Origin of the sequence: Corynebacterium hindlerae (assembly GCF_014117265.1) — a bacterium.
Classification (GTDB): domain Bacteria; phylum Actinomycetota; class Actinomycetes; order Mycobacteriales; family Mycobacteriaceae; genus Corynebacterium; species Corynebacterium hindlerae.
The window spans coordinates 2,044,847-2,068,973 of record NZ_CP059833.1 but is presented as its reverse complement, the minus strand read 5'-3'; the positions used below and the strand labels follow the sequence as shown (position 1 = coordinate 2,068,973).

Annotated in this window: 16 protein-coding genes, 5 tRNA genes and 3 rRNA genes; 10 read left to right on the top strand and 14 right to left on the bottom strand. The window is 56.7% G+C overall.

Annotated elements, in window-relative coordinates; translation table 11 throughout:
• The first annotated feature begins 230 nt into the window (after nucleotides 1-230).
• Genes HW450_RS10000 through HW450_RS09990 form a run of 3 tightly spaced genes read left to right on the top strand, consistent with a single transcriptional unit; the run spans nucleotide 231 to nucleotide 2,257 of the window.
• Nucleotides 231-1,649: an alanine/glycine:cation symporter family protein gene (locus HW450_RS10000; protein WP_182385480.1), complete on the top strand. Its 1,419-nt coding sequence runs from the start codon at nucleotides 231-233 to the stop codon at nucleotides 1,647-1,649.
• Nucleotides 1,650-1,667: 18 nt separating this feature from the next.
• Nucleotides 1,668-1,961, top strand: a complete 294-nt coding sequence (locus HW450_RS09995) for a fluoride efflux transporter family protein (RefSeq protein ID WP_182387498.1) — start codon at nucleotides 1,668-1,670, stop codon at nucleotides 1,959-1,961.
• The gene (locus HW450_RS09990; protein ID WP_232843242.1) at nucleotides 1,907-2,257 is read left to right on the top strand and encodes a FluC/FEX family fluoride channel; all 351 of its coding nucleotides are present in this window, start codon (nucleotides 1,907-1,909) and stop codon (nucleotides 2,255-2,257) included. The genes HW450_RS09995 and HW450_RS09990 overlap by 55 nt, the downstream gene beginning before the upstream one ends.
• 48 nt (nucleotides 2,258-2,305) lie before the next feature.
• On the opposite strand, the gene HW450_RS09985 is transcribed toward HW450_RS09990, so the two are convergent.
• The 6 genes from HW450_RS09985 to murA form a co-directional block, all read right to left on the bottom strand.
• A complete protein-coding gene (locus HW450_RS09985; protein WP_182385479.1) occupies nucleotides 2,306-3,688 on the bottom strand; it encodes a GntP family permease in 1,383 nt (460 codons plus the stop codon).
• Nucleotides 3,689-3,693: 5 nt separating this feature from the next.
• Nucleotides 3,694-4,212, bottom strand: coding sequence for a gluconokinase (locus HW450_RS09980; protein WP_182385478.1), 519 nt, complete (start codon nucleotides 4,210-4,212; stop codon nucleotides 3,694-3,696).
• Between the two features lie 221 nt (nucleotides 4,213-4,433).
• Nucleotides 4,434-4,551, bottom strand: a 5S ribosomal RNA gene (gene rrf / locus HW450_RS09975).
• A 114-nt stretch (nucleotides 4,552-4,665) separates the two neighbouring features.
• Nucleotides 4,666-7,740: ribosomal RNA gene (locus tag HW450_RS09970) — 23S ribosomal RNA — on the bottom strand.
• A gap of 342 nt (nucleotides 7,741-8,082) precedes the next feature.
• Nucleotides 8,083-9,600: ribosomal RNA gene (locus tag HW450_RS09965) — 16S ribosomal RNA — on the bottom strand.
• Together the 16S, 23S and 5S rRNA genes form the textbook arrangement of a ribosomal RNA operon.
• 414 nt (nucleotides 9,601-10,014) lie before the next feature.
• Nucleotides 10,015-11,274 carry a UDP-N-acetylglucosamine 1-carboxyvinyltransferase gene (murA, locus tag HW450_RS09960; protein ID WP_182385477.1) on the bottom strand — a complete coding sequence of 420 codons (1,260 nt, stop codon included), beginning with the start codon at nucleotides 11,272-11,274 and terminating at the stop codon, nucleotides 10,015-10,017.
• A 63-nt stretch (nucleotides 11,275-11,337) separates the two neighbouring features.
• Between murA and HW450_RS09955 the strand changes: the two genes are divergently transcribed.
• Entirely contained in the window at nucleotides 11,338-11,910 is a 573-nt protein-coding gene (locus HW450_RS09955) for a cob(I)yrinic acid a,c-diamide adenosyltransferase (RefSeq protein WP_182385476.1), read from the top strand.
• Nucleotides 11,911-11,922: 12 nt separating this feature from the next.
• Here HW450_RS09955 and ramA read toward each other — a convergent pair whose 3' ends face one another.
• A complete protein-coding gene (gene ramA, locus HW450_RS09950; RefSeq protein ID WP_182385475.1) occupies nucleotides 11,923-12,768 on the bottom strand; it encodes an acetate metabolism transcriptional regulator RamA in 846 nt (281 codons plus the stop codon).
• Nucleotides 12,769-13,233: 465 nt separating this feature from the next.
• Here ramA and cysK point away from each other — a divergent pair, with 465 nt between their 5' ends.
• Together cysK and epsC are read left to right on the top strand one after the other, a co-directional pair.
• Entirely contained in the window at nucleotides 13,234-14,169 is a 936-nt protein-coding gene (cysK, locus tag HW450_RS09945) for a cysteine synthase A (protein WP_182385474.1), read from the top strand.
• Nucleotides 14,170-14,224: 55 nt separating this feature from the next.
• Nucleotides 14,225-14,821, top strand: a complete 597-nt coding sequence (epsC, locus tag HW450_RS09940) for a serine O-acetyltransferase EpsC (RefSeq protein WP_182385473.1) — start codon at nucleotides 14,225-14,227, stop codon at nucleotides 14,819-14,821.
• An 8-nt stretch (nucleotides 14,822-14,829) separates the two neighbouring features.
• Here epsC and HW450_RS09935 read toward each other — a convergent pair whose 3' ends face one another.
• From HW450_RS09935 to HW450_RS09910, 6 genes are all read right to left on the bottom strand, one after another.
• Nucleotides 14,830-15,114, bottom strand: a complete 285-nt coding sequence (locus HW450_RS09935) for a GNAT family N-acetyltransferase (RefSeq protein ID WP_182385472.1) — start codon at nucleotides 15,112-15,114, stop codon at nucleotides 14,830-14,832.
• Nucleotides 15,115-15,188: 74 nt separating this feature from the next.
• A tRNA-Phe gene (locus HW450_RS09930) sits at nucleotides 15,189-15,261 on the bottom strand.
• Nucleotides 15,262-15,287: 26 nt separating this feature from the next.
• Nucleotides 15,288-15,361: transfer RNA gene (locus HW450_RS09925), tRNA-Asp, on the bottom strand.
• A gap of 504 nt (nucleotides 15,362-15,865) precedes the next feature.
• A tRNA-Asp gene (locus HW450_RS09920) sits at nucleotides 15,866-15,939 on the bottom strand.
• 37 nt (nucleotides 15,940-15,976) lie between these two features.
• Nucleotides 15,977-16,049: transfer RNA gene (locus HW450_RS09915), tRNA-Glu, on the bottom strand.
• Nucleotides 16,050-16,233: 184 nt separating this feature from the next.
• Nucleotides 16,234-16,306: transfer RNA gene (locus HW450_RS09910), tRNA-Lys, on the bottom strand.
• Nucleotides 16,307-16,564: 258 nt separating this feature from the next.
• Here HW450_RS09910 and HW450_RS09905 point away from each other — a divergent pair.
• From HW450_RS09905 to cydC, 4 genes are read left to right on the top strand one after another with little or no spacing between them, the layout of a single operon-like run.
• A complete protein-coding gene (locus HW450_RS09905) occupies nucleotides 16,565-18,061 on the top strand; it encodes a cytochrome ubiquinol oxidase subunit I (protein WP_182385471.1) in 1,497 nt (498 codons plus the stop codon).
• Complete coding sequence (gene cydB / locus HW450_RS09900; RefSeq protein ID WP_182385470.1) at nucleotides 18,061-19,044, top strand: cytochrome d ubiquinol oxidase subunit II; 984 nt, start codon at nucleotides 18,061-18,063, stop codon at nucleotides 19,042-19,044. Before HW450_RS09905 ends, cydB begins: the two co-directional genes overlap by 1 nt.
• On the top strand, nucleotides 19,045-20,604 hold the full coding sequence (locus HW450_RS09895) for an ABC transporter ATP-binding protein/permease (RefSeq protein WP_182385469.1): 1,560 nt from the start codon (nucleotides 19,045-19,047) through the stop codon (nucleotides 20,602-20,604). It abuts the gene before it with no gap.
• Complete coding sequence (gene cydC / locus HW450_RS09890) at nucleotides 20,601-22,163, top strand: thiol reductant ABC exporter subunit CydC (protein ID WP_182385468.1); 1,563 nt, start codon at nucleotides 20,601-20,603, stop codon at nucleotides 22,161-22,163. Before HW450_RS09895 ends, cydC begins: the two co-directional genes overlap by 4 nt.
• A gap of 351 nt (nucleotides 22,164-22,514) precedes the next feature.
• On the opposite strand, the gene HW450_RS09885 is transcribed toward cydC, so the two are convergent.
• Nucleotides 22,515-24,026, bottom strand: coding sequence for an acetyl-CoA hydrolase/transferase family protein (locus HW450_RS09885; protein WP_182385467.1), 1,512 nt, complete (start codon nucleotides 24,024-24,026; stop codon nucleotides 22,515-22,517).
• Nucleotides 24,027-24,127 lie beyond the last annotated feature (101 nt).

Below are 24,127 nucleotides of genomic sequence, written 5' to 3'. Positions count from 1 at the left end.
TCTTTCCCGTCTTTTCCAAGCGCTGCAGGACAGCCTCCACTACCCCCGCTCCGAAGAAGGGTGTTTTCCACCGCTCACCAGCACACTAGCGATACTTTAGTGCATAAAATTACCCGGTTTTTCCTTGAAAGCTTTTCAAAACCCCACCTCACAGTGCAGAATGTTATCCATATCACCTTCGTCTATCCACGTTGGTGCAAACCATAGCTCAAGAATTAGCGGAGACAACCATGTCTGATTTCAACACCCTTTTGGGTGATATCGATACTTTCGTTTGGGGACCTTTCTTCCTGATCCCTCTTCTTTTGGGCACTGGTCTCATCCTCACTATTCAGCTTCGTGGCATTCAGTTCCGTACGCTGTTTGTTGCCTTACGGCACGGGCTGATCGATCCTAACGACGAAACCGGTGAGGGCGACATTACGAACTACCAGGCCCTCACCACGGCACTCGCCGCGACTGTCGGCGTGGGCAACATCGTGGGTGTAGCCACGGCAATCGCTGTCGGTGGACCCGGCGCATTGTTCTGGATGTGGGTAACCGGCTTGGTCGGTATGGCGTCCAAGTACTCCGAGGCGTTTCTCGGCATTCGCTTCCGTACCACCGACTCCGCCGGCGAACAATCCGGTGGCCCGCAGTACTACCTCGAGCGCGGCATTAAGGGGCCACTAGGCAAGATCCTGGGTATTGCATTCACCTTGTTCGCGATTGTCGCGAGCTTCGGCATCGGCAACCTGACCCAGGCGAATGCTGTGGCCACCGGCCTGGAAGATGCTTTTGGCATTGCCCCTAATGTCTCCGGCATTATCATGTTCGTCTGCCTCGGTGCGGTCCTCTTGGGTGGCATCCAGGCGATCGGTAGGGTCACGTCCGCTTTCGTACCTCTGATGATCCTGATTTATATCACGGGCGCGATTACTGTTCTGGTGATCAACGCTGAGCAGATCCCCGGAGCATTCGCTCTCATCTTTAGTGACGCATTTAGCGGCACGGCAGCCACTGGTGGCTTCCTGGGCTCTGGCATCATCCTCGCTCTCCAAATGGGTGTTGCTCGCGGTATCTTCTCCAACGAGTCCGGTATGGGTTCCGCCTCGATCGCGGCTGCCGCTGCGAAAACCACTCACCCTGTCCGCCAGGGCCTGGTGTCCATGACACAGACCTTCATCGACACCATCGTCGTGGTTACGTTCACTGGCCTGGTCATTATTTCCACAGGCACCTGGACCAACGGTAAGGATAATGCAGGCACGATGACCGCTGACGCATTCTCTGCCGGACTCCCTGGCCACTGGGGTGGCACTATCGTCTCCGTGTCTCTGGTGTTCTTCGCCTTCTCCACCATCATCGGCTGGTCTTACTACGGTGAGCGCTGTGTGGAACGTCTCGTCGGCCGCCACGGCGCGCTGCCCTACCGCATGATTTTCACCGTGGTGGTGTTCTTCGGTGCGATCACGGAGCTGGAGACGGTCTGGACGCTTGCAGACCTGGCCAATGGTTTGATGGCGCTTCCAAACCTGATCGGTCTGATTCTGCTTTCCGGCTTCATTGCAAAGGAAACTCACGCCTACCTGAAGTTCGATCCTAAGCTGAAGGCCTCTCCTACAGACGTAGAAAAGTTCCTGCAGGAGCAAGGTAGCGACTGGAAGTAGCTAAACTTACCTTCCGTGATGGATTATCTGAAAGTGGGCTGCGGTGCCGGCATAGGCGCTGTGGCCCGCTTTGCGTTAACCCAGGTCCTCGGTCCGGTGGTGTGGGTGACGATAGCGATCAACCTGCTGGGATGTTTCCTCATGGGACGGCTTCGCCCCGGTCTTTTTTGGGGAACAGGAGTGCTCGGTGGCTTCACTACCTTCAGCGCTTTCGCTTTCTCACGAGATCCTCTCGCGATGGCTATCACGGTTATCGGATGCGTGGCAGCGTGGCAGGTCGGCAACGCACTGGCGAAACGGCCCACGTCATGATCGTCCTGCTCGTCTTTATCGGTGGAGTCATGGGTGGCATGATTCGACTCCTTTGTGCCCGCAGCCTGCCACCGCTGTGGGGTACGTTCACCGCGAATATGATTGCCTGCGCGTTACTCGCTTGGGTCTATTCCCATGACTTCTCCCCTATCTTCTGGGGTGTCGGAGTCGCAGGAGCGCTCTCTACCTGGTCGACACTTGCCAAAGAAGTGGGAAGTCTTCCGTACAAAGTCAGTATCGGCTATCTCACCGCCACGGTTGCTTGTGGCACTGGCGTGGTATCGATTTTTGCATAGAAAAAGGCTCCTTTCTTTCCTTAGAAAGGAGCCTCCCTGAGCACAATGTCAAACGACCAAGCTCAGCAGCAGGACCGACAACAGACCAACCACCGACAGAATGGTTTCCATCAAAGACCAGGTCTTAAAGGTTTGACCCACCGTCATACCGAAGTACTCCTTGACCAACCAGAAGCCAGCATCGTTAACATGGGACAGGAACACTGAACCGGCACCAATAGCCAACACGAGCAGTGCAATGTGGGTGTCGGACATTCCAGCCGCCGCGACCGGCGCCATAATGCCTGCTGTAGTGATAGTGGATACGGTTGCTGAGCCCGTCGCCAAGCGGACAGCCACGGCAACCAACCAGCCGGCAACCAACGGCGACAGCGGTGCGCCCTCAATCCATGCACCAATCACTTTGGCAACGCCCGAGTCCACGAGCGTCTGTTTGAAACCGCCGCCAGCACCAACAATCAGCAGAATGCCCGCGATAGGTGCGAAGGAACCACCAACGACGTCAGATACTTCTTTGAGGTTTTTGCCGGACCGCAGGCCGAGCATCACCATGGCGTACAAGGCAGTGATCAGCAAGGCCACCAGTGGGCTACCAAAGAAGCCGAAGGCGGTACCGAGCGCAGACTTCCCGTCGACGCCAGCAGTTTCTGCAACGGTGTTCGCCAGCATCAATACCACTGGCATTAAGATCACCGACAACGCGACGAAGAAACTAGGGCGCAGCTCCCGAGCAATTGGTGTTTCCGTATCAAAGGTGTCCGGTGCCTGGATAGGAACCCACTTCACCATCATTTTGGCAGCCACTGGGCCGGAAATAACCACAGTGGGAATGGCAACCAACAGACCGAAGCCGAGCGTGAGCCCCAAGTTTGCCTTGAGCGCATCAATTGCGATCAGTGGCCCAGGGTGCGGCGGCACCAAACCATGCAGCGCCGACAAACCAGCAAGCGCAGGGATACCAAGTAGAATAACCGGAATCTTGGAGCGCCGCGCAACGAGCATAACCACTGGAATCAGCAAGACCAGACCGACTTCGAAGAACAGCGGAATACCGATGATAAACGCGAGTGCAGCCATCACCCAAGGCAGCTTGCCGACGGTCGTTCGATCCAAGAACGTGTCCACAATCTGGTCAGCTCCACCCGAGCTCACCAGCAGCGCACCGATCATGGCACCGAGCGCGATCAGCACGCCTACGCTACCGACTGTTGACCCCAGCCCGGTGCTAAATGAGGTGAAAGTCTTAGCCAGCGGAATTCCAGCGCTGAGCGCCAGCACCGCGGATCCAAGCATCAGCGAGAGGAAGGGGTGAATTTTAGCCCAGGTGATGAGCAGGATAATTGCGGCGATGCCCAAGCACGCCGCCAAGGCGAGTTGAGAACTCGAAGCATGAGTCAGCGGCTCGGTGTCCGCTGCGAGAAGCGTCATCATTGTTCTTATCCTTGGCGCAGGGAGATCTCGCCCAGAACTTTCTCGACGAGATCGGGAATTGCGGGAGTGATATCGACGGTGATCCCGTTTTCAGACTCGTCGAGTCGTTCGAGGGTCGCGAACTGCGAAGGGAGAAGCGTCGTCGGCATAAAGTGCCCCACACGTTTCGTCATACGCTCAGCGATGAGCTCTTGTGGACCATCGAGGTGGACAAAGAGCACCTCCCCCTTAGCCTGTGTTAACAAGTCACGATAGGACCTTTTCAAAGCCGAGCACGTGACGACGGTGCTGTTGCCGGCAGCTGCATGGTGTGTCATCCAGTCTTTAAGACTGTCTAACCATGGCCAACGATCTTCATCGGTCAGAGCAATGCCAGCCGCCATTTTTGTTTTGTTGGCTTCTGGATGGAAGTCATCGGCTTCAGCGTACGGCCAGCCGAGTTTGTTACTAATAGCGCTGGCTACCGACGTTTTTCCGCAGCCACTGACACCCATGAGAACCACGTGCATAGGTTGATGAGCCATCAACGCCTCCTGTGGGAATGTAATCGAACGCCTTTATTTTCCACCCGATTAGTAGGGTTTTCCAAAACCGCTGGATATGTTCAATAAAAGCAAACATTATAACCGAGTTCTGTGGTTTTCAGAGCCGTACTTGAGCCAATATTTATTAACTAGATGACGAAAAGCGGTGTGTCTAGGACTTCACATCCTACACACACCGCTTTTCATGTTTGAAGTTTTTAGGCCGGCAGTGACCTACTCTCCCACACCCTCCCAGGTGCAGTACCATCGGCGCAGCAAGGCTTAGCTTCCGGGTTCGGAATGGGACCGGGCGTTTCCCTCACGCTAACAACCACCGACACAACCAACAACACAAACACACACACCGTGTGCTGCGTCAGACACTGCACAATGAACACGAACAACACTTAATTTCCACCCAACGTTTAGCACTACATGTGCACCCAAAGGCAGGTGTTTTCATTATCGGCCAATTAGTACCAGTCACCTCCACACCTTACAGCGCTTCCAGATCTGGCCTATCAACCCCCTAATCTAGAGGGAACCTCAAAAGAAACCTTATCTCAAAACAGGCTTCCCGCTTAGATGCTTTCAGCGGTTATCCCTTCCGTACGTAGCCAACCAGCCATGCACCTGGCGGTACAACTGGCACACCAGAGGTACGTCCGTCCCGGTCCTCTCGTACTAGGGACAGCCTTTCTCAAGTTTCCACGCGCGCGGCGGATAGAGACCGAACTGTCTCACGACGTTCTAAACCCAGCTCGCGTGCCGCTTTAATGGGCGAACAGCCCAACCCTTGGGACCTACTCCAGCCCCAGGATGCGACGAGCCGACATCGAGGTGCCAAACCATCCCGTCGATATGGACTCTTGGGGAAGATCAGCCTGTTATCCCCGGGGTACCTTTTATCCGTTGAGCGACACCACATCCACAAGTAGGTGCCGGATCACTAGTCCCGACTTTCGTCCCTGCTCGACCTGTCAGTCTCACAGTCAAGCTCCCTTGTGCACTTACACTCACCACCTGATTGCCAACCAGGCTGAGGGAACCTTTGGGCGCCTCCGTTACTCTTTAGGAGGCAACCGCCCCAGTTAAACTACCCACCAGGCACTGTCCCTAACCCAGATCATGGGCCGAGGTTCAAGGTATCTACTACGATCAGAGTGGTATTTCAACAACGACTCAACAACACCTAGCGACGCTGCATCACAGTCTCCCACCTATCCTACACAAACCGCACCAAACACCAATACCAAGCTATAGTGAAGGTCCCGGGGTCTTTTCGTCCTGCCGCGCGTAACGAGCATCTTTACTCGTACTGCAATTTCACCGGGCCTGTGGTTGAGACAGCAGGGAAGTCGTTACGCCATTCGTGCAGGTCGGAACTTACCCGACAAGGAATTTCGCTACCTTAGGATGGTTATAGTTACCACCGCCGTTTACTGGGGCTTAAATTCTCCGCTTCGGTATTACTACCTAACAGGTCCTCTTAACCTTCCAGCACCGGGCAGGCGTCAGTCCGTATACATCGACTTCACCGTCTTCGCACGGACCTGTGTTTTTAATAAACAGTCGCTTCCCTCTATTCTCTGCGACCACAACCAGCTCACACCGAAAAGACGATCACCAGCCATGGCCCCCCTTCTCCCGAAGTTACGGGGGCATTTTGCCGAGTTCCTTAACCACAGTTCACCCGAACGCCTTAGTATTCTCTACCTGACTACCTGTGTCGGTTTCGGGTACGGGCCGAATATGCACATCGCTAGAGGCTTTTCTCGACAGCACAGGATCACCAACATCAACCAACAAAGGTCTACGCATCACGCCTCACCCAAAACGTGGTCCCGGATTTACCTAGGCCACAGGCTACACGCTTACACCACAATCCAATAAGTGGCTCGGCTACCTCACTGCGTCACCCCATCACTTAGCTACTACCAGATCAGGCCCCACGCATCACACCAACCACATCCCAAAGGACGCAGACGACGATCAGGGCGGTTAGTATCACTGATTCACCATGGTCGCACACACTCGGGTACGGGAATATCAACCCGTTATCCATCGACTACGCCTGTCGGCCTCGCCTTAGGCCCCGACTCACCCTGGGAAGACGAACTTGACCCAGGAACCCTTAGTCATCCGGCGGATAAGATTCTCACTTATCAATCGTTACTCATGCCTGCATTCTCACTCGCACACACTCCACACCACGGTCACCCGGGCGCTTCCACACGTGCACGACGCTCCCCTACCCAAACAACAAACATTGCTTGCCGCGGCTTCGGTGGTGTACTTGAGCCCCACTACATTGTCGGCGCAGAACCACTCGACCAGTGAGCTATTACGCACTCTTTCAAGGATGGCTGCTTCTAAGCCAACCTCCTGGCTGTCTAAGCGATCCCACATCCTTTTCCACTTAGTACACTCTTAGGGACCTTAACCGGCGATCTGGGCTGTTTCCCTCTCGACTACGAAGCTTATCCCCCGCAGTCTCACTGCTGCGCTAACTTAAACCGGCATTCGGAGTTTGGCTGACGTCGCTAAGATGATAGTCCCGCTAAACCAACCAGTAGCTCTACCTCCAGCAAGCAACACACAACGCTGCACCTAAATGCATTTCGGGGAGAACCAGCTATCACGGAGTTTGATTGGCCTTTCACCCCTACCCACAACTCATCCCCTCAGTTTTCAACCTAAGTGGGTTCGCGCCTCCACAACCTCTTACAGCTGCTTCACACTGGCCATGGGTAGATCACCCCGCTTCGGGTCCAAGACATGCCACTAAACACACTCGTTAGTATTCGCTTTCGCTACGACTACCCCACACGGGTTAACCTCGCGACATGCCGCTGACTCGCAGGCTCATTCTTCAAAAGGCACGCCATCACCTTAAAAAAGGCTCTGACGGATTGTAAGCACACGGTTTCAGGTACTATTTCACTCCCCTCCCGGGGTACTTTTCACCATTCCCTCACGGTACTCATCCGCTATCGGTCAATCCAAGTATTCAGGCTTACCGGGTGGTCCCGGCAGATTCACAGCAGATTCCACGAGCCCGCTGCTACTCGGGAAACAAACACGCACGCAGCATGCATTTTCAGGTACCGGGCTATCACCGTCTACGGCAGGCATTTCCACACCACTTCCCCTAACACACACAAACACACGACCAACACGGCAGTATTGGAAAAAGTTCATCCCCACAACCCCACACACGCAACCCCTGCCGAGTATCACACGCATGCAGTTTAGCCAAAAATCCACGTTCGCTCGCCGCTACTAGCAGAATCACTCTTGTTTTCTTCTCCTACGGGTACTGAGATGTTTCACTTCCCCGCGTAACCCCCAAACCCACTATGAATTCATGGGCAGGTAACTACACATCACTGTAGCCAGGTTTCCCCATTCGGACACCCTCGGATCAACGCTCTATTGGCAACTCCCCGAGGCTTATCGCAGCCTTACACGTCCTTCATCGGCTTGGATTGCCAAGGCATCCACCGTGCGCCCTTAAGTAACAAAAACACCATAAACAAGGCACACAATACTAAAACACTAAACAAAAAATAAAGATGAAAAAAATTGCTCGCGTCCACTATACAGTTCTCACACAACACACCCAACCCACCAGCCACCACCACAACAGTGGCAGCACACCAGGCCAGAAAAAGGAACAACACATGCTGCCCCAGACACCCAACAGCGCACCAAACACCCAACACTAATTATCTGTTTTTCGATCATGCCGACCACCACCATATCGATGGCTAGCTGGCGTCCACCCGATAAATAAAACCAACAGCCACACACACGGCGACTCAGCTGGCACAAACACGCAACTGCGTGTCACAAAAATAAGCTCCTTAGAAAGGAGGTGATCCAGCCGCACCTTCCGGTACGGCTACCTTGTTACGACTTCGTCCCAATCACCGATCCCACCTTCGACAGCTCCCCCCACAAAGGTTGGGCCACTGGCTTCGGGTGTTACCGACTTTCATGACGTGACGGGCGGTGTGTACAAGGCCCGGGAACGTATTCACCGCAGCGTTGCTGATCTGCGATTACTAGCGACTCCGACTTCATGGGGTCGAGTTGCAGACCCCAATCCGAACTGAGGCCGGCTTTCAGCGATTAGCTCACCCTCACAGGCTCGCGACGCGTTGTACCGACCATTGTAGCATGTGTGAAGCCCTGGACATAAGGGGCATGATGATTTGACGTCATCCCCACCTTCCTCCGAGTTAACCCCGGCAGTCTCTCATGAGTCCCCAACCGAATTGCTGGCAACATAAGACAAGGGTTGCGCTCGTTGCGGGACTTAACCCAACATCTCACGACACGAGCTGACGACAACCATGCACCACCTGTATACAAGCCACAAGGGAAAGACCATCTCTGGCCCGGTCCTGTATATGTCAAGCCCAGGTAAGGTTCTTCGCGTTGCATCGAATTAATCCACATGCTCCGCCGCTTGTGCGGGCCCCCGTCAATTCCTTTGAGTTTTAGCCTTGCGGCCGTACTCCCCAGGCGGGGCGCTTAATGCGTTAGCTACGGCACAGAAGTCGTGGAAGACCCCTACACCTAGCGCCCACCGTTTACAGCATGGACTACCAGGGTATCTAATCCTGTTCGCTACCCATGCTTTCGCTCCTCAGCGTCAGTTACTGCCCAGAGACCTGCCTTCGCCATCGGTGTTCCTCCTGATATCTGCGCATTTCACCGCTACACCAGGAATTCCAGTCTCCCCTACAGCACTCAAGTTATGCCCGTATCGCCTGCAGCTCCGAAGTTAAGCCCCGGTATTTCACAGACGACGCGACAAACCACCTACGAGCTCTTTACGCCCAGTAATTCCGGACAACGCTCGCACCCTACGTATTACCGCGGCTGCTGGCACGTAGTTAGCCGGTGCTTCTTATCTAGGTACCGTCACTTACGCTTCGTCCCTAGCGAAAGAGGTTTACAACCCGAAGGCCGTCATCCCCCACGCGGCGTCGCTGCATCAGGCTTGCGCCCATTGTGCAATATTCCCCACTGCTGCCTCCCGTAGGAGTCTGGGCCGTGTCTCAGTCCCAATGTGGCCGATCGACCTCTCAGTCCGGCTACCCGTCGACGCCTTGGTAGGCCATTACCCCACCAACAAGCTGATAGGCCGCGGGCTCATCCCACACCGCAAAAGCTTTCCACTCTCCACACTAAAGAAGAGTCATATTCGGTATTAGACCCAGTTTCCCAGGCTTATCCCAAAGTGCAGGGCAGATCACCCACGTGTTACTCACCCGTTCGCCACTCGAGTACCCTGCAAGCAGGGCCTTTCCGTTCGACTTGCATGTGTTAAGCACGCCGCCAGCGTTCGTCCTGAGCCAGGATCAAACTCTCCATAAAAACCATTCGATAATCAGCCATATGAAAAGCCAAAAACCTAGCAAAACAAACAACCAGCACAAAAATAATGATGATTGTCCAAAAAACAGTTCCTGGTACATCCGACGAGGAAGACACCAAAAACCACAAAAAATTGAGTATTAAAGCGCTTACACAGACCACTCCTGGCCTGCCGGCACCAACACACAACCAAAAAACAAAAAATAAAAGTACTTGGCACACTATTGAGTTCTCAAACAACACACGCACAACCAACCCACACCAGCAAAACCAGCGAAAGAAAGAAGGCTTGTCCATCAGCGACTCGTTTTCCTACCGCCACACACACTCAAGCGGGGCGTTGTCGGTCGCGCTGACTCACATAAAGTTACACACACCCAACCAACAATACAAACCCGCAGGTAAAAAAGGGGTTTACGGCTTGGTTACCCGCTCGATTGTGGCACCAAGCTGTTGGAGTGAATCCACAAACTGCGGATAGCCGCGATCGATGTGGAAAACGTCATGGATTTCCGTTACCCCGTCGGCACAGAGCGCCGCGAGCACGAGGCCAGCACCTGCGCGGATATCTGAGCTCCATACCGCGGTGGACGACAGCTCCTCCATTCCTCGGACCACTACGTGGTGTCCGTCGACGGTGGCATCAGCCCCCAGGCGCTGCATTTCGTCAACGAACCGGAATCGTGATTCGAATACGTTCTCTGTAATGACGGATACACCTTCAGACACTGCAGCGAGACCGATCGCCATTGGTTGGAGGTCTGTCGGGAAGCCTGGGAACGGCAGGGTCTGGTAGTCAACAGCTTGTGCTCGGGCCGGCATGGAAACTCGGAAACCGGTGGCGTACGTTTCCACTTCGGCGCCGGCCAAGCGGAGCTTCTGGAGTGGCAGATGCAGATGAACAGGCGCGATGCCCCCGACGGTGATGTCACCACCGGTCATCGCTGCTGCATACGCCCAGGTGCCCGCAACGATCCGGTCTCCCACAACCTCGTGGGTGGTGGGATGCAGTTTTTCAACGCCTTCAATGGTGATGGTGGAAGTGCCACCACCTTCGACCTTCGCCCCCATTTCATTGAGCATGTCGCAGAGATCAACAATTTCGGGTTCGCGGGCTGCGTTGTCGAGGACGGTCACACCGTCGGCAAGCACTGCGGCGGTGAGGATGTTTTCCGTAGCGCCCACTGAGGGGAAGTCGAGCGAGATGTGCGCACCACGGAGCTTTTCTGCGGTGGCGACAACCGCGCCGTGGCGAATTTGGGTGGTGGCGCCGAGCTTTTCCAAGCCAGTTTGGTGCATGTCCAGCGGTCGGGAGCCGATGGCGTCACCGCCCGGTAGTGCGACAACGGCGCGACCGCACCGCGAAGTCAGTGGTCCAAGCACACATACTGAGGCGCGGAATTGGCGCACCGCGTCGAAGTCGGCGTCGCTCTTGAGCTGCGCTGGGGTGGTAATCCGCACGTTGTCGCGCTCGATTTCTACCTGGCAGCCAAGCCCTTCCAGAACGTCTTTCATCAGTGGAACGTCGAGGATCTCTGGGCAGTTGGTGAGCGTCGTTGTGCCTTCGGCGAGCAGTGCTGCTGCCATCAGCTTTAACACGCTGTTTTTCGCGCCGACTACTTTAACCGTGCCCTTGAGGCGCACCCCACCAGTGACCAAAAATGTTTCTTTCACAGCCCCCAAGTCTAAACGCAAAATGCCCGGCTGTCTGGGGCGGTTTCTACTACCGTGGAGTTCATGGCTGTTCACTTGACCAAGATTTATACCCGTACCGGCGACGAAGGCACGACCGGTTTGTCCAATTTTGAGCGTGTCTCCAAGAACGACGCTCGACTCCACGCTTACGCGGACACGGAGGAGGCGAACGCCGCGCTCGGCGAGGTGCTGGCGTTGGGGTCGCCTCGCGAGGACATCGCAGCGACGTTGCGGCGCGTGCAGAACGAGCTTTTCGACGCCGGTGCCGACCTTGCGACGCCCATCGAAGATAACCCCAAGTACCCACCACTTCGGATTGAGCAGTCCTACATTGACCGGTTAGAGGAAGAATGCGACCGCTTCAATGAGGAACTCGCCCCGCTGGATTCCTTTATCCTTCCGGGTGGTACACCAACTGCAGCGCTTATTCATACCGCACGTACGATTACCCGACGCGCGGAACGGGCAGCCTGGGCAGCATACGAGGCGTTCCCCGAAACTACGTCCAAGCTGCCAGCACAGTACCTCAATCGCTTGAGCGACCTGTTGTTTATCCTCGGTCGAATTGAAAACGCCGGAAACGACACTAAATGGGTTCCCGGCGGATCTCGCTAATTATCTGTTTCTTTAAGGCAGCGCTCCGATACGACGCGCCGCGTTGACGGCCTCGTATCGAGTGTGCGCGCCCAGTTTACGCATCACAGAACGCAGGTAGCTCTTCACTGTTTCAGCACCGATACCCATTTCTTCGGCGGCTTCTACGTTGGTATGCCCCAAGGCAACGCAAGCGAGAACATCCAGTTCACGGGCAGAGAGCTTAGTGGTTTGCTTCATGCGAACTGGCGTGACCATCTGGTCGCACAGTTCTTCAATTTCTTTGCGCAGCGAGTCATCACCCACGCGGTTAGCAAGCATTCGGAGCTTGGAGTGCGTGGAGCGAATCTGCTCCCACTCAGCACCGTTCATCACGCGGCCAGATTTGACTGCGCCGCCCCGAGGACCATCGGAGCGTCGGAAAGCTGCGTTGATGGCCAGGTCCTGCTCGAGTGCGCGGGCGGTCATCGTCACCTCTTCAATGACCTTGTCACCCAGGCGGAGCGACGAGTGAACGCCCACATACAGGACGCCGACTACATCGCGGTGCACGATAACAGGGACGGCCACGATCGAATGCAGGCCTTCGTCCTGGATGGCTTTGTCGTATTCGTGGGAAATGACGCTAGCGCGGGTGTAGTCGGAGACTCCCACTGGGCGTTTGGTAGCCAGCACTCGGCCACCGACGCCGGACCCTGCGTCAATAATGATGTTTTGCAAGGCAGGGGTACGCAGGCCAACCCAAGCGCTGATCTGCAATTTGTTTTCCCCAAACACCGTTGCATACATGGTGACCGGAATTCCCGTCGCAGTCTTCAGTGAGGTGAGGGCGGCGCGGATCGCGTCGTCATCGTCCTTGATTGATTGCGTTTCCACCATTGAAACTCCTCTAAAACTCCACCCGAGCAGGTACACCCGTCGGTGTGCGATTCGCACATTAATGTGGAGTATATCCACAAAGCGGGGGTGAACCAAAGCGCAATTTATTCACAAGGCACTTAATGATGTGCATAGTATGCGTTGTTCAACCAAGTTAGATACCCCTGCCTTTGATGGCTAAAGCTGCTACGAAAACGTTTTCACCTGCGTTTATAACAAAATAAGCCACCCCCGAAGCGGCTATTTTCTATCCATTCATGAAGGGGTATTCAGATTTGCCCCCAAGATTCAAGCCAAAAGTCCAAGTTAAATGTCACAATTTTGGGGCGAAATTATCCAACAATGTTCAACAATTTACACACAGCTAGACAATGCAGTCTACCTAATCTAAACTATATAGACTAGTTTTTTCGTCAGAAGAGGCGTAGACTTCCCCTCATCAGTGAAAACAACCGAGAGGAAAACATGTCCAACGTCTACAACAACGTCACGGAAACTATCGGACGTACCCCGCTAGTACGCCTCAACCGCCTCGTCGAAGGCCTCGAAGCTGAAGTATTAGTCAAGCTCGAGTTCTACAACCCAGCCAACAGCGTGAAAGATCGCATCGGAGCTGCAATTATCGACGCCGCCGAGGCTTCCGGCGAGCTCACCCCGGGCGGCACCATCGTGGAAGCAACCTCCGGAAACACCGGTATCGCCCTCGCCATGGTCGGTGCAGCACGCGGATATCGAGTGGTCCTGACCATGCCAGAAACAATGTCGGCAGAGCGTCGCGTCATGTTGCGCGCCTATGGCGCAGAGATTGTTCTCACCCCGGGCGCAGCCGGTATGCAGGGCGCGGTAGACAAGGCAAACGAGATCGTCGCGGAGCGCCCTGGTTCGATCTTAGCCCGACAGTTCGCCAACAAAGCCAACCCTCAACGCCACAAGGAAACCACCGCGGTTGAGATCTGGGAGGATACCAACGGCAAAATCGATGCTTTTGTCGCTGGCATTGGTACGGGTGGCACGGTGACGGGCGTCGGCACGGTGCTTAAAGACCACAACTCAGACATCACCATCATTGGCGTCGAGCCAGCCGATTCCCCACTACTGACCACCGGCAAGGCTGGCCCGCACAAGATTCAGGGCTTGGGCGCGAACTTCATCCCGGAAGTACTCGACCTCAAGATCCTTGATGAGGTTCTCACCGTCACCAACGAGGATGCCGTGGCAATGTCGCGCGCGATGGGCGCGAAGGAAGGCATCCTGGGCGGTATTTCCGCTGGCGCTAATGTGAAAGCAGCCCTCGAGATCGCTTCCCGGCCAGAGTTCAAAGGCAAGACCATCGTCACTCTCGCCCCAGACTTCGGCGAGCGCTACGTCTCCACTATTTTGTACGAAGACATTCGCGACTAGCTTGACGACGCCGTAGGTTCTCCACGAGTGGCGAGACGCTGCTAACATCGTCGCTATGTATCAGCTAGTTCGCATGATCCGCGAAGATCTCCAGAATGCCCGCGAACATGATCCCGCAGCCCGCGGTGATGTCGAGAACGCCATTGTGTACTCAGGCCTCCATGCCATTTGGGCGCATCGCGTGAGTCACGCGCTGTGGACCAGAGGGCTCAAGGGGCCTGCTCGCATTTTGGCACAGGTCACCCGGTTCTTTACGGGGATTGAAATCCACCCCGGCGCAACCATTGGTCGCCGTTTTTTCATCGACCACGGCATGGGGATCGTCATCGGTGAAACTGCCGAAATCGGCGACGGCGTCATGCTCTACCACGGAGTCACGCTCGGTGGCCAGGTGCTAACCCAAACGAAACGCCACCCAACGCTCTGCGATGGTGTCACCGTGGGTGCCGGAGCGAAGGTGCTCGGCCCCATCACCATTGGTGAAGGAAGCGCCATCGGTGCGAACGCGGTAGTAACCAAAGATGTCCCTGCCAACCATATTGCCGTGGGGATTCCGGCGAAGAATCGCCCACGCAACCCCGATGAGTGCATCAAACTCGTCGACCCTGACGCCTACGTTACAGGCGGCTTCCCCGCTAACTACAGCATCTAGTTCTTTTGTCAGGCCCGCTCCGGCGGGCCTAACGCGTATTCGGGGTTCTTTTCAATGAATCGCACGACAGCTGAGCAGGTAGCCGTATAAGGAATGTTCGCGGTCCTCGTGTCGTCTAGGGCAGCCTTGATCAGTGGCTGCGACAGGCCTTGCCCTTGGAACTTATCTTTAACAACAGTGTGGTCAAAGACGCGTGTTTCGCCGTCCAGCGTGTACGCAGCGTAGCCAGCGACCTCACCATCGACCTCGATAACGTAGCGGTTAGTGTCTTTCTCGTGCCGTACTTCAGTCATGGGCACCAGTGTGCCAGAAAAAGTGAGTCAGCACACAAGAAAGCCCCTTGCCTTTCGACAAGGGGCTAAACATGTGGCCAGAGCCAGGATCGAACTGGCGACCCCACACTTTTCAGGCGTGTGCTCTACCGACTGAGCTATCTGGCCGTTGGCTTACCACAAGGATAAACCTGCGACCCTGACGGGACTTGAACCCGCGACCTCCGCCGTGACAGGGCGGCGCGCTAACCAACTGCGCCACAGGGCCGTGTCGAAAGAGTTACTCTCTCGCACGAGGTAAAACTTTACACAGAAGTGCCAGCTCTAAACAAATCTGCAGGTCAGATTAGATAATTCGTGAGTTTCAACCCCAAATGCCGCTCACCCCATACCTAGGCGGTTAACTCAAGTTAAGCGGTTGTGGTGGTAGGGATTGGGTATTCGAATCGAGCACTAAACCTTAGGCAGGCGGGTCGGGTGAGTCCAGCAGTCGAAAGCCGATATTGAATTGACGATGACCCTAGGTCACGCTAGCGAAAACAAGTGACAACGAGGAGTTATCGTCAATTCAATATCGGCTTTCCTGCCCACACGTCGGAAACTACTCCGCCTGTGCTTGCAGGTTCTGTTTACCTGTATCGGCGACCAAGGAGCCCCATCCACCAAAGACGGTGCAATAACAACGGCCCCACCCCACATGGACACACGTTTTGTCCCTTAACCCGAAAAAATCCCTACCCCATTGCCTGGAGTAGGGATTTTTACCCAAATGCGACCCTGACGGGACTTGAACCCGCGACCTCCGCCGTGACAGGGCGGCGCGCTAACCAACTGCGCCACAGGGCCATATTTAGTTAATAAGGCCCGCCGAAGCGGACCTTTGTACTCCCAACGGGATTCGAACCCGTGTCGCCGCCGTGAAAGGGCGGTGTCCTAGGCCCCTAGACGATGGGAGCGAGCCTTCAAGGGGTTTCCCTTGCGACAGACGTTTAATATACGTGAATTTTCCCCGAGTACAAAATCCGCCCCTGACGTGCGCAAACGGAAGCTTTAAATCGCACACAATGCACTAAAGAATCCACCCCAACAGCCCGCAATAAAAAGCCCGCCCACTTCGAAAAGTGGGCGGGCTTTTTACTGTGGGCCCTGCGGGGCTCGAACCCGCGACCTGCGGATTAAAAGTCCGTAGCTCTACCAACTGAGCTAAAGGCCCGACCAGCAACGCTCGTTAGAGAGTGTCGCTAGAGAACTACTTTAGACCCTTGATTTTTGGATCACAAAATCGGGTCACGGAATCACCCAAAACCACACTCCAGCGCTTGATAATCCTGCCGGAACAAAAACGGTGGGGGTAAATAGCCCCGAAAAGGGCCAAGTGCTATGTGATTGGAAACTTTATCTCTGGTGTACCCGACTACTTAGGGAGCATGCTTGTATTTGAGGGCGCTTTTCACACCTGGAGGTGTCACGTATGGACATAGTGGATGTCTCAAGGTGGCAATTTGGGATTACCACCGTTTATCACTTTATTTTCGTTCCTTTAACTATCGGCCTTGCCCCGCTAGTGGCTATGCTGCAGACCGCATGGCACGTCACCGGCAAAGATCACTGGTATCGCGCTACTCGGTTCTTTGGCACATTGTTCCTGGTTAACTTCGCCATGGGCGTGGTAACCGGCATTGTGCAAGAGTTTCAGTTCGGTATGAACTGGAGTGAATACTCGCGCTTTGTGGGCGATGTTTTCGGCGCCCCGCTGGCGCTAGAGGGACTCGCTGCTTTCTTCATTGAATCCACCTTCCTCGGACTGTGGATTTTTGGTTGGGGCCGGTTGCCTAAGTGGGCGCACTTGGCTTCGATCTGGTTGGTTGCGTTTGCGGTTAACCTGTCCGCTTACTTCATCATCGTGGCGAACTCGTTTATGCAGCACCCGGTGGGTGCGGTGTTCAACCCAGAGACGGGTCGTGCTGAGCTGACAGATATTGGTGCGCTGCTGAGCAACCCCACTGCGCTTGCGGCCTGGCCTCATACGTTCTCTGGGTCGTTGTTGACGGCGGGCACCTTCATGGCCGGTATTTCGGCATGGTGGATCGTGCGTGATCGCTTGGCTCACAAGGATCGGGCCAGCATTTTGTGGCGCCCTACAATGCGCCTCGGTTTATGGGTCACCGCTATCTCTTCGGTATTGCTCGGTATTACCGGCGATATTCAGGCTAAATTGATGTTCATCCAGCAGCCGATGAAGATGGCGTCTGCAGAATCACTCTGTGAAACCCAAATGGATCCGCATTTCTCCGTGTTGACCGTGGGTACCCACAACAACTGTGAGTCCGTCAAACACTTGATTGAGGTTCCGTGGGTCTTGAGTTTCCTGTCTGAAACCAAGTTCTCGGGTGTGACCTTGCAGGGTGTGAATCAGCTGCAGGATAAGTACGAGGCACTGTACGGTCCGGGAAATTACACACCAAACCTGTTCGTCACGTATTGGTCGTTCCGCATGATGATCGGCCTGATCGTCGGCTCCCTCATCCTGTGTGTCCTGGGCTTTTGGTTCTCTAGGAAGGGCGCGCTTCCAGACAAGAAGTGGTTCGGCACCCTGGCATTGTGGGCTACGCCGTTCCCGTTTGTCGCTAACTCTGCGGGCTGGGTGTTCACGGAGATGGGGCGCCAGCCATGGATTGTGCATCCAAATCCGGCATTCGCTCCGGGGAGCCCCAACGGTGAGGACCAGATTCATTTGATTGTTGACTTCGGTGTGTCTAACCATGCGCCGTGGGTGGTGTGGGTGTCGTTGATCGGGTTTACGCTGGTCTACGGTTTGCTCGCGCTGGTGTGGTTCTGGCTGATCCGCAAGAAGGTGTTGGAAGGACCACTTCCGCTTGGGGCTAGCGATCACGCTGCTGATGGATATGGGCCGCCTGACGCCCCTGTCGAACCGCTTCGTTTCGGTGCTGAAGGAGTGCGAAACTAATGGATTTGCAAACGGTTTGGTTCATTCTGGTCGCTGTTTTGTTTGCTGGTTACTTCGTCCTGGAGGGCTTTGACTTTGGTGTCGGCATGGTGTTGCCGTGGCTAAAGAAAGAGGAACGCACGGCCGCTATTAAGACGATCGGTCCGGTGTGGGACGGCAACGAGGTGTGGCTTATCACCGCTGGTGGCGCGCTGTTCGCGGCGTTCCCGGAGTGGTACGCCACGTTGTTCTCGGGTTTCTATTTGCCACTGTTCCTGATCTTGCTCGGACTGATTCTGCGTGGCGTGGGGTTGGAATGGCGTGGCAAAGTCGATACCGAGCAGTGGCGGGATCGGTGCGACCTCGGCATTATGTTCGGCAGTTGGGTGGCGGCGATTTTGTGGGGTGTGGCCTTCGGCAACATCGTGCGGGGCGTTGCTATCGACGGCAACCGTCAGATCGAGTCCGGCTTCGACGGTTTTATCGCCCTGTTGAACCCGTACGGCCTGCTGGGTGGTGTCACGTTCCTGGGGGCCTTCCTGATCCATGGCTTGCTGTTCCTGGGGCTGAAATCTGAGGAGCCGCTGCGTGGTCGTGCGCATGAGATTGCGCGAAAGCTCATCATCCCGGTGATTGCTGTGGCAGCGGTGTTCCTGGTGTGGACGCAACTCCAGCACGGTCGTGTGGCAACATGGATTCTGCTCGTCGCCCTGGTGTTGTGCGCTCTTGCTGCCGCTGTGGCGCTGTTTAGGGGCAGGGACGGTTGGGCATTTGCCGCCTGGGCTGGGGTCATCCTGCTCTGTGCTGCGCAGCTGTTCGGTAGCCTCTTTCCGAACCTGATGCCAACCACCCTGGCTGATGGTGTGTCTTTGGATATCTACAATGCGTCGAGTAGCCAGTACACGCTCACGATTATGACGTGGGCTGCGGTGCTTTTGACGCCGGTGGTGCTGCTGTACCAGGGGTGGACGTATTGGGTGTTCCGTAAGCGGGTTAGCGTCTAGATGGCGTCTCCGCTTGATCGTCGTCTCCTGGTTGCAGCTCCTGCCGCCAGGAGACACATCATTGTGACGGGGCTGGCGCAGGCGGTGGATACCGCGCTCACTGTGGCGCGTGCGGTGCTCATTGGTGTTGCTGTGGCGTCACTGGTCGAGCAGCAGGTGACGCGGTGGGATTTGGTGGCCTGGTTGGTGGCTGTGGTGGTCGCGCAGTCTGGGGTGGCGTGGGTTGCGCGCAGGTGGGCGTCGTTAAGCATTGGTGAGGCGGTGGACGAACTTCGCGAGGCCGCCCTGGTAGCCTTAGCGCACCGTGACCCGCGTGACGTCGAGGAGGACGCGGCGCAGTGGCGCGAAACGCTGACGGCGGGGCTGGCGGGCGTGCGACCGTACCTCAGCGACTACGTACCCGCCCTGATAGCAGCCTGCTTATCGACGCCCATTGCCCTCGCAGTCATGCTGTACTTCGATCTCACCTCCGGCCTGCTTGCCACCACTACCCTCCCCCTGATCCCCCTGTTTATGGTGCTGATCGGCACCCTGACCCGCTCGCATACCGAGAAGCGACTGCAGGTGGCGGGGAAGCTCAGCGGACAGCTCAGCGACCTCTTGCAAGGCTCCGCCACCCTGCGAGCATTCGGCGTCACTGAGACGCCACACGCGCAACTCGTGCGTACCGGCTCGTCCCATGCGACAGCGACCATGTCGGTGCTGCGCCTGGCATTCCTGTCCGCGTTTGCGCTGGAATTCCTGGCCACGCTGTCTGTGGCGCTCATCGCGGTGAGCATCGGCCTCCGCCTCGTCGCCGGTGACATGACGCTCCTTGCCGGCCTGGTAGCGCTCATCATCGCACCCGAGGTCTACACCCCACTCCGGCGCGTTGGCTCCAGCTTCCACGCAGCTGTTGACGGTATTACCGCCGCACAACGGGTGTTCGAGCTTGTCTCTGAGTCCCGCGCCCTCACAGCGTCCTACCGGCGCGCAGGAAACCGGATCGATGTGCGCCAGCTCAGCGTCACCGGCCGCGACGGCATCCGCCCTAACAACCTGTCTTTTACCGCCAGGCCCGGCACGATCACGGTGCTGCGTGGCGCCAATGGTTCCGGCAAATCCACCGCACTGCTCGCAATCTTGGGGCTGCTGCCAGACGATGTGGTCGACGGTGAGATCATCGCCCCACCCCTGTCACTTATCTCCTATCTCCCTGCGCATCCGGCATTCGAACCGGGTACCGTGTCCAGCAATCTCGCGTTGCTGGGTGCCCGCGCCCACGAACTTTCCATCGCCGCCGAACGAGTTGGCCTCGATGTGCCTGCAACGCATCCCGTGGGCGCCTCCGGAACCGGCATCTCCGCTGGTCAAGGACAGCGCTTGGCGCTCGCACGCGTCATCGCAAACTCGGAACGCACCACCCTGCTGCTAGATGAGCCAAGCGCACACCTCAGCCCCGAACTTGTCTCCCGGCTCACCGCACAGCTACAGGATCTCGCAGAAGAGGGCCGAACAATCGTGATCAGTAGCCATGATCCGCGGGTTGTTTCCCTTGCAGATCAGGTGATTGACCTATGACCGATACTCGATTCCTGTTCCGCCTCGCAGGGGTACGGCGCCGCGACATAGCCCTCGCTGTCCTGGCAGGCTCCATCACGCTCCTGGCGGCGTTGAGCCTGACGGTCCTCTCCGGTTGGCTCATCACCCGAGCTTGGGAGAGACCTCCGATCCTCGACCTTGCTGTCGCGATCACGGCGGTACGTGCACTCGGCATCACCCGCGCTGGCTTCCGCTACATCGACCGCCTCATCAGCCACCGCGTCGCCCTGGCCGCCACTACCCGCCTCCGCCCTGCGCTTTTCGACGCCATCGTCTCCGATCCTCGGGGCACCGCGCACACCCTCGGACGAGGCCGCGCCCTCGCCCACTTGGGCGCAGATGTGGACAGGTTTGCCGACTACATCGTCCGCTGCGTCATCCCCGCGGGGATTGCGCTGGTCGTGTCCGTAACCGCTGTCTTAGGGGCCACACTGTTACAACCATTAGCTGGCCTTGCGTTGGGGTTGGGATTCGTGGTGACGGGCGTCGTTACGCCTGCTCTGGTGGCTGCTGCCCACCGACACGCGCAAGCCGTCGCCACGTCGGATGCACTGCTTCATGCCCTCGATGACCAGCTGCTGCACCGCGCAGAATTCGCCGTCGCAGGTCTTACCCAACCTCGTATCGACCGCACCATCGCCGCATCGAAGGCGAACAGCGCAGCGCAGGCACAGTCGGAACGCCCATTGGCGCTGGTAGCAATGCTGGATAGGCTCGGAAGCGGTTTCGCCATCGTGGTGCTCCTGGCAGTGGGTCTGCACTGGTACTCCGGGGACCCGGCCTGGCTCGGTATGCTCGTGCTTCTTCCCCTCGCTGCGTTCGAATCGCACGGCCCCCTGGCGACTTGCGCAATGCACGCCGTCGACGCCCACCGGGCTGCCCGACGCCTCCGCAAGCTCTGCGCTGATCAGCCACACACAGCTCAGCGTATCCCGGACTCCCTCCACCTCACCGCCCAATCCCTACAGCTCGAACGAGGCACAGCCACCTGGAACATCGATGCCCCGCAAGGCACCAGACACATCATCACCGGACCAAGCGGTCTCGGCAAAACCAGTTTCCTACTGACCCTCGCCGGACTGATTCCCGCCAAGTCCGGGCACTGCACCATCGGAGGAGTGCCAGTCTCAGAGATCGACCCAGCCTGGCTACGAACCCACGTACGCGCCCACACTGAAGACGAATGGATCTTTGCCACCACCATTCGAGAAAACCTCCTCGTGGCAGCACCTGACACCCAAGACGCTATGCTCCAAGAGGTGCTCGACTTCGTAGGCCTGACAGATTTCTCCTTGGATCAGCTCCTCGGCAACGGAGCCGATTCCCTCTCCAGCGGTCAACGCCGCCGACTGCTCCTCGCCCGGGCCTTATGCTCCGATGCAGAGATCCTCCTGCTGGATGAGCCCACCGAGCACATGTCCCACGAGGACGCGGGCTATTACCTCCACCTGCTCCAACACGAACCCCTGCCCGGCGCGCGGGCTGAACGCACCGTGATCGTAGTGACGCACGCGGAGGCGGGTGGCCGGGTGAACTGAGTGAGGGGTGGGCTCAGCAGGTGGAATGGGGCTCAGCAGGTGGAATGGGGCTCAGCAGGCGGAATGGGGCTCAGCAGGCGGAATGGGGCTCAGCAGGCGGAATGGGGCTCAGCAGGCGGAATGGGGCTCAGCAGGCGGAATGACGATATTGAATTGACGATAATCCTAGGTCGCGCTATCGAAAACAAGTGACAACGAGCAGTCATCGTCAATTCAATATCGTCATTCCAGCCCGCACACTGGAAATCTCGCTGGAATCCCCGGCCCCTGAACCTAGGCCCCTGAACCTATGGAAACCCCAAAAAACACTAAAGCCCCCGGAGAAAAACCCGGGGGCTTGGTGTTGAAGTTTTACTTCATGGAACCGGTCTCAAGGAAACGCTTGTGGAAGTCGAATGCAGTTACCAGGTCGTGTGGCGTCTGCAGGATGCTCTTTTCCTTAGCCATGGACAGAGCACGGTCGTAGTACTCCTCCAGCAGTGGGCGGTAGTCAGGGTGAGCCAGGGCGATGATCTTCTCAACGCGCTGACGTGGAGCCAGGCCACGCAGGTCGGCGTAGCCGTACTCGGTGATGATGACCTTGACGTCCTGCTCGGTGTGGTCGATGTGGGAGGCGAATGGAACGATCGCGGAGATGGCGCCGCCCTTGGCCACGGATGGGGTGATGAAGGAAGAGATGAAGCCGTTGCGGGTGAAGTCCGCGGAGCCACCGACGCCGTTCATCATGCGGGAGCCGGACACGTTGGTGGAGTTAACGTTGCCGTAGATATCGGCTTCGATCAGGCCGTTGGTAGCGATCAGGCCGAGGCGACGGACGACCTCTGGGTGGTTGGAGATCTGCTGTGGACGCAGGATGATGGTCTTGCGGTAGTTAGCTGCTTCCGCGTTCATCTTCTCTGCGTACTCAGGGGACAGGGAGAAGGAGGTCGCGGAGGCGACGGTCATCTTGCCGGCATCGATCAGGTCGACCATGCCGTCCTGGATAACCTCGGTGTAGGCCTTGATGTTCTCGAACTTGGAGTCGAGCAGACCAGCCATCACAGCATTTGGCACGTTACCGACGCCGGACTGCATGATGTAGCCGTCGTAGGTCAGGCGACCTGCAGCAACTTCGCCCTCGAGGAAGTCCAGGAAGTGACCTGCGATCTGCTGGGAGATCTCATCCACTGGGGAGAATGGCGCATTGCGGTCTGGAGCGTCGGTTTCGACAACGGCGACAACCTTGTTGATGTCAATGTCGATAGAGGTGGAGCCAACACGCTGCTCAGGAGCCGTGATCGGGATTGGCTGGCGGTGAGGCAGGCGGTTGATGCGGTAGATGTCGTGCATGCCCTCGAGTTCCTCGGACTGCCAAGAGTTGACCTCGATGATGATCTTCTCTGCGTTGTCCAGGTACTCAACGGAGTTACCGACGGAGGAGGATGGAACGATGCTGCCGTCTTCGGTAATACGCACAGCTTCAACGATGGCCACGTTCATCTGACCAAAGAAGCCCTGCTCCACGTACATGCCGGACTCGGAAAGGTGGTAGTCCGCGTAGAGGGTGGTGCCGTCGTTAATCTTCTTACGCAGGATCGGATCGGACTGGTATGGGGTACGGAAGCGCAGTGCATCCGCCTCAGCCAGCACGCCGTCACAGTCAGGAGCGGTGGAAGCGCCAGTGAAGAGGTCGATCATGTACTCTTCGCCCTTTGCGTGTGCTTCCTTAGCGCGCTCGGCAATAGCGGTAGGCAGCGCCTTTGGGTAGCCAGCACCGGTAAAGCCGGAGATGCCAACCTTGTCGCCGTGGTTGACAAACTGGGCTGCTTCAGCAGCGGACATAACCTTGCCACGCAGCTGAGCATTTGCAATACGATCAGACATTCATTCCTCCTAGTAACCTGGGCGGACCCAGAGATTTATCGAACAGTCCACGGGTGACTCACATCGCACGTGGCTGTGACCATGGATACACAATGTACACC

Excerpts from the sequence above, each read along its gene's own strand:
- HW450_RS09905 (WP_182385471.1), top strand. The coding sequence starts at position 16,565 with ATGGACATAGTGGATGTCTCAAGGTGGCAATTTGGGATTACCACCGTT.
- HW450_RS09955 (WP_182385476.1), top strand. The coding sequence starts at position 11,338 with ATGGCTGTTCACTTGACCAAGATTTATACCCGTACCGGCGACGAAGGC.
- cydB (WP_182385470.1), top strand. The coding sequence starts at position 18,061 with ATGGATTTGCAAACGGTTTGGTTCATTCTGGTCGCTGTTTTGTTTGCT.
- HW450_RS09935 (WP_182385472.1), bottom strand. The coding sequence starts at position 15,114 with ATGACTGAAGTACGGCACGAGAAAGACACTAACCGCTACGTTATCGAG.
- cysK (WP_182385474.1), top strand. The coding sequence starts at position 13,234 with ATGTCCAACGTCTACAACAACGTCACGGAAACTATCGGACGTACCCCG.
- HW450_RS10000 (WP_182385480.1), top strand. The coding sequence starts at position 231 with ATGTCTGATTTCAACACCCTTTTGGGTGATATCGATACTTTCGTTTGG.
- epsC (WP_182385473.1), top strand. The coding sequence starts at position 14,225 with ATGTATCAGCTAGTTCGCATGATCCGCGAAGATCTCCAGAATGCCCGC.
- HW450_RS09895 (WP_182385469.1), top strand. The coding sequence starts at position 19,045 with ATGGCGTCTCCGCTTGATCGTCGTCTCCTGGTTGCAGCTCCTGCCGCC.
- HW450_RS09985 (WP_182385479.1), bottom strand. The coding sequence starts at position 3,688 with ATGATGACGCTTCTCGCAGCGGACACCGAGCCGCTGACTCATGCTTCG.
- ramA (WP_182385475.1), bottom strand. The coding sequence starts at position 12,768 with ATGGTGGAAACGCAATCAATCAAGGACGATGACGACGCGATCCGCGCC.
- HW450_RS09980 (WP_182385478.1), bottom strand. The coding sequence starts at position 4,212 with ATGGCTCATCAACCTATGCACGTGGTTCTCATGGGTGTCAGTGGCTGC.
- HW450_RS09995 (WP_182387498.1), top strand. The coding sequence starts at position 1,668 with ATGGATTATCTGAAAGTGGGCTGCGGTGCCGGCATAGGCGCTGTGGCC.
- cydC (WP_182385468.1), top strand. The coding sequence starts at position 20,601 with ATGACCGATACTCGATTCCTGTTCCGCCTCGCAGGGGTACGGCGCCGC.
- HW450_RS09990 (WP_232843242.1), top strand. The coding sequence starts at position 1,907 with ATGCGTGGCAGCGTGGCAGGTCGGCAACGCACTGGCGAAACGGCCCAC.
- HW450_RS09885 (WP_182385467.1), bottom strand. The coding sequence starts at position 24,026 with ATGTCTGATCGTATTGCAAATGCTCAGCTGCGTGGCAAGGTTATGTCC.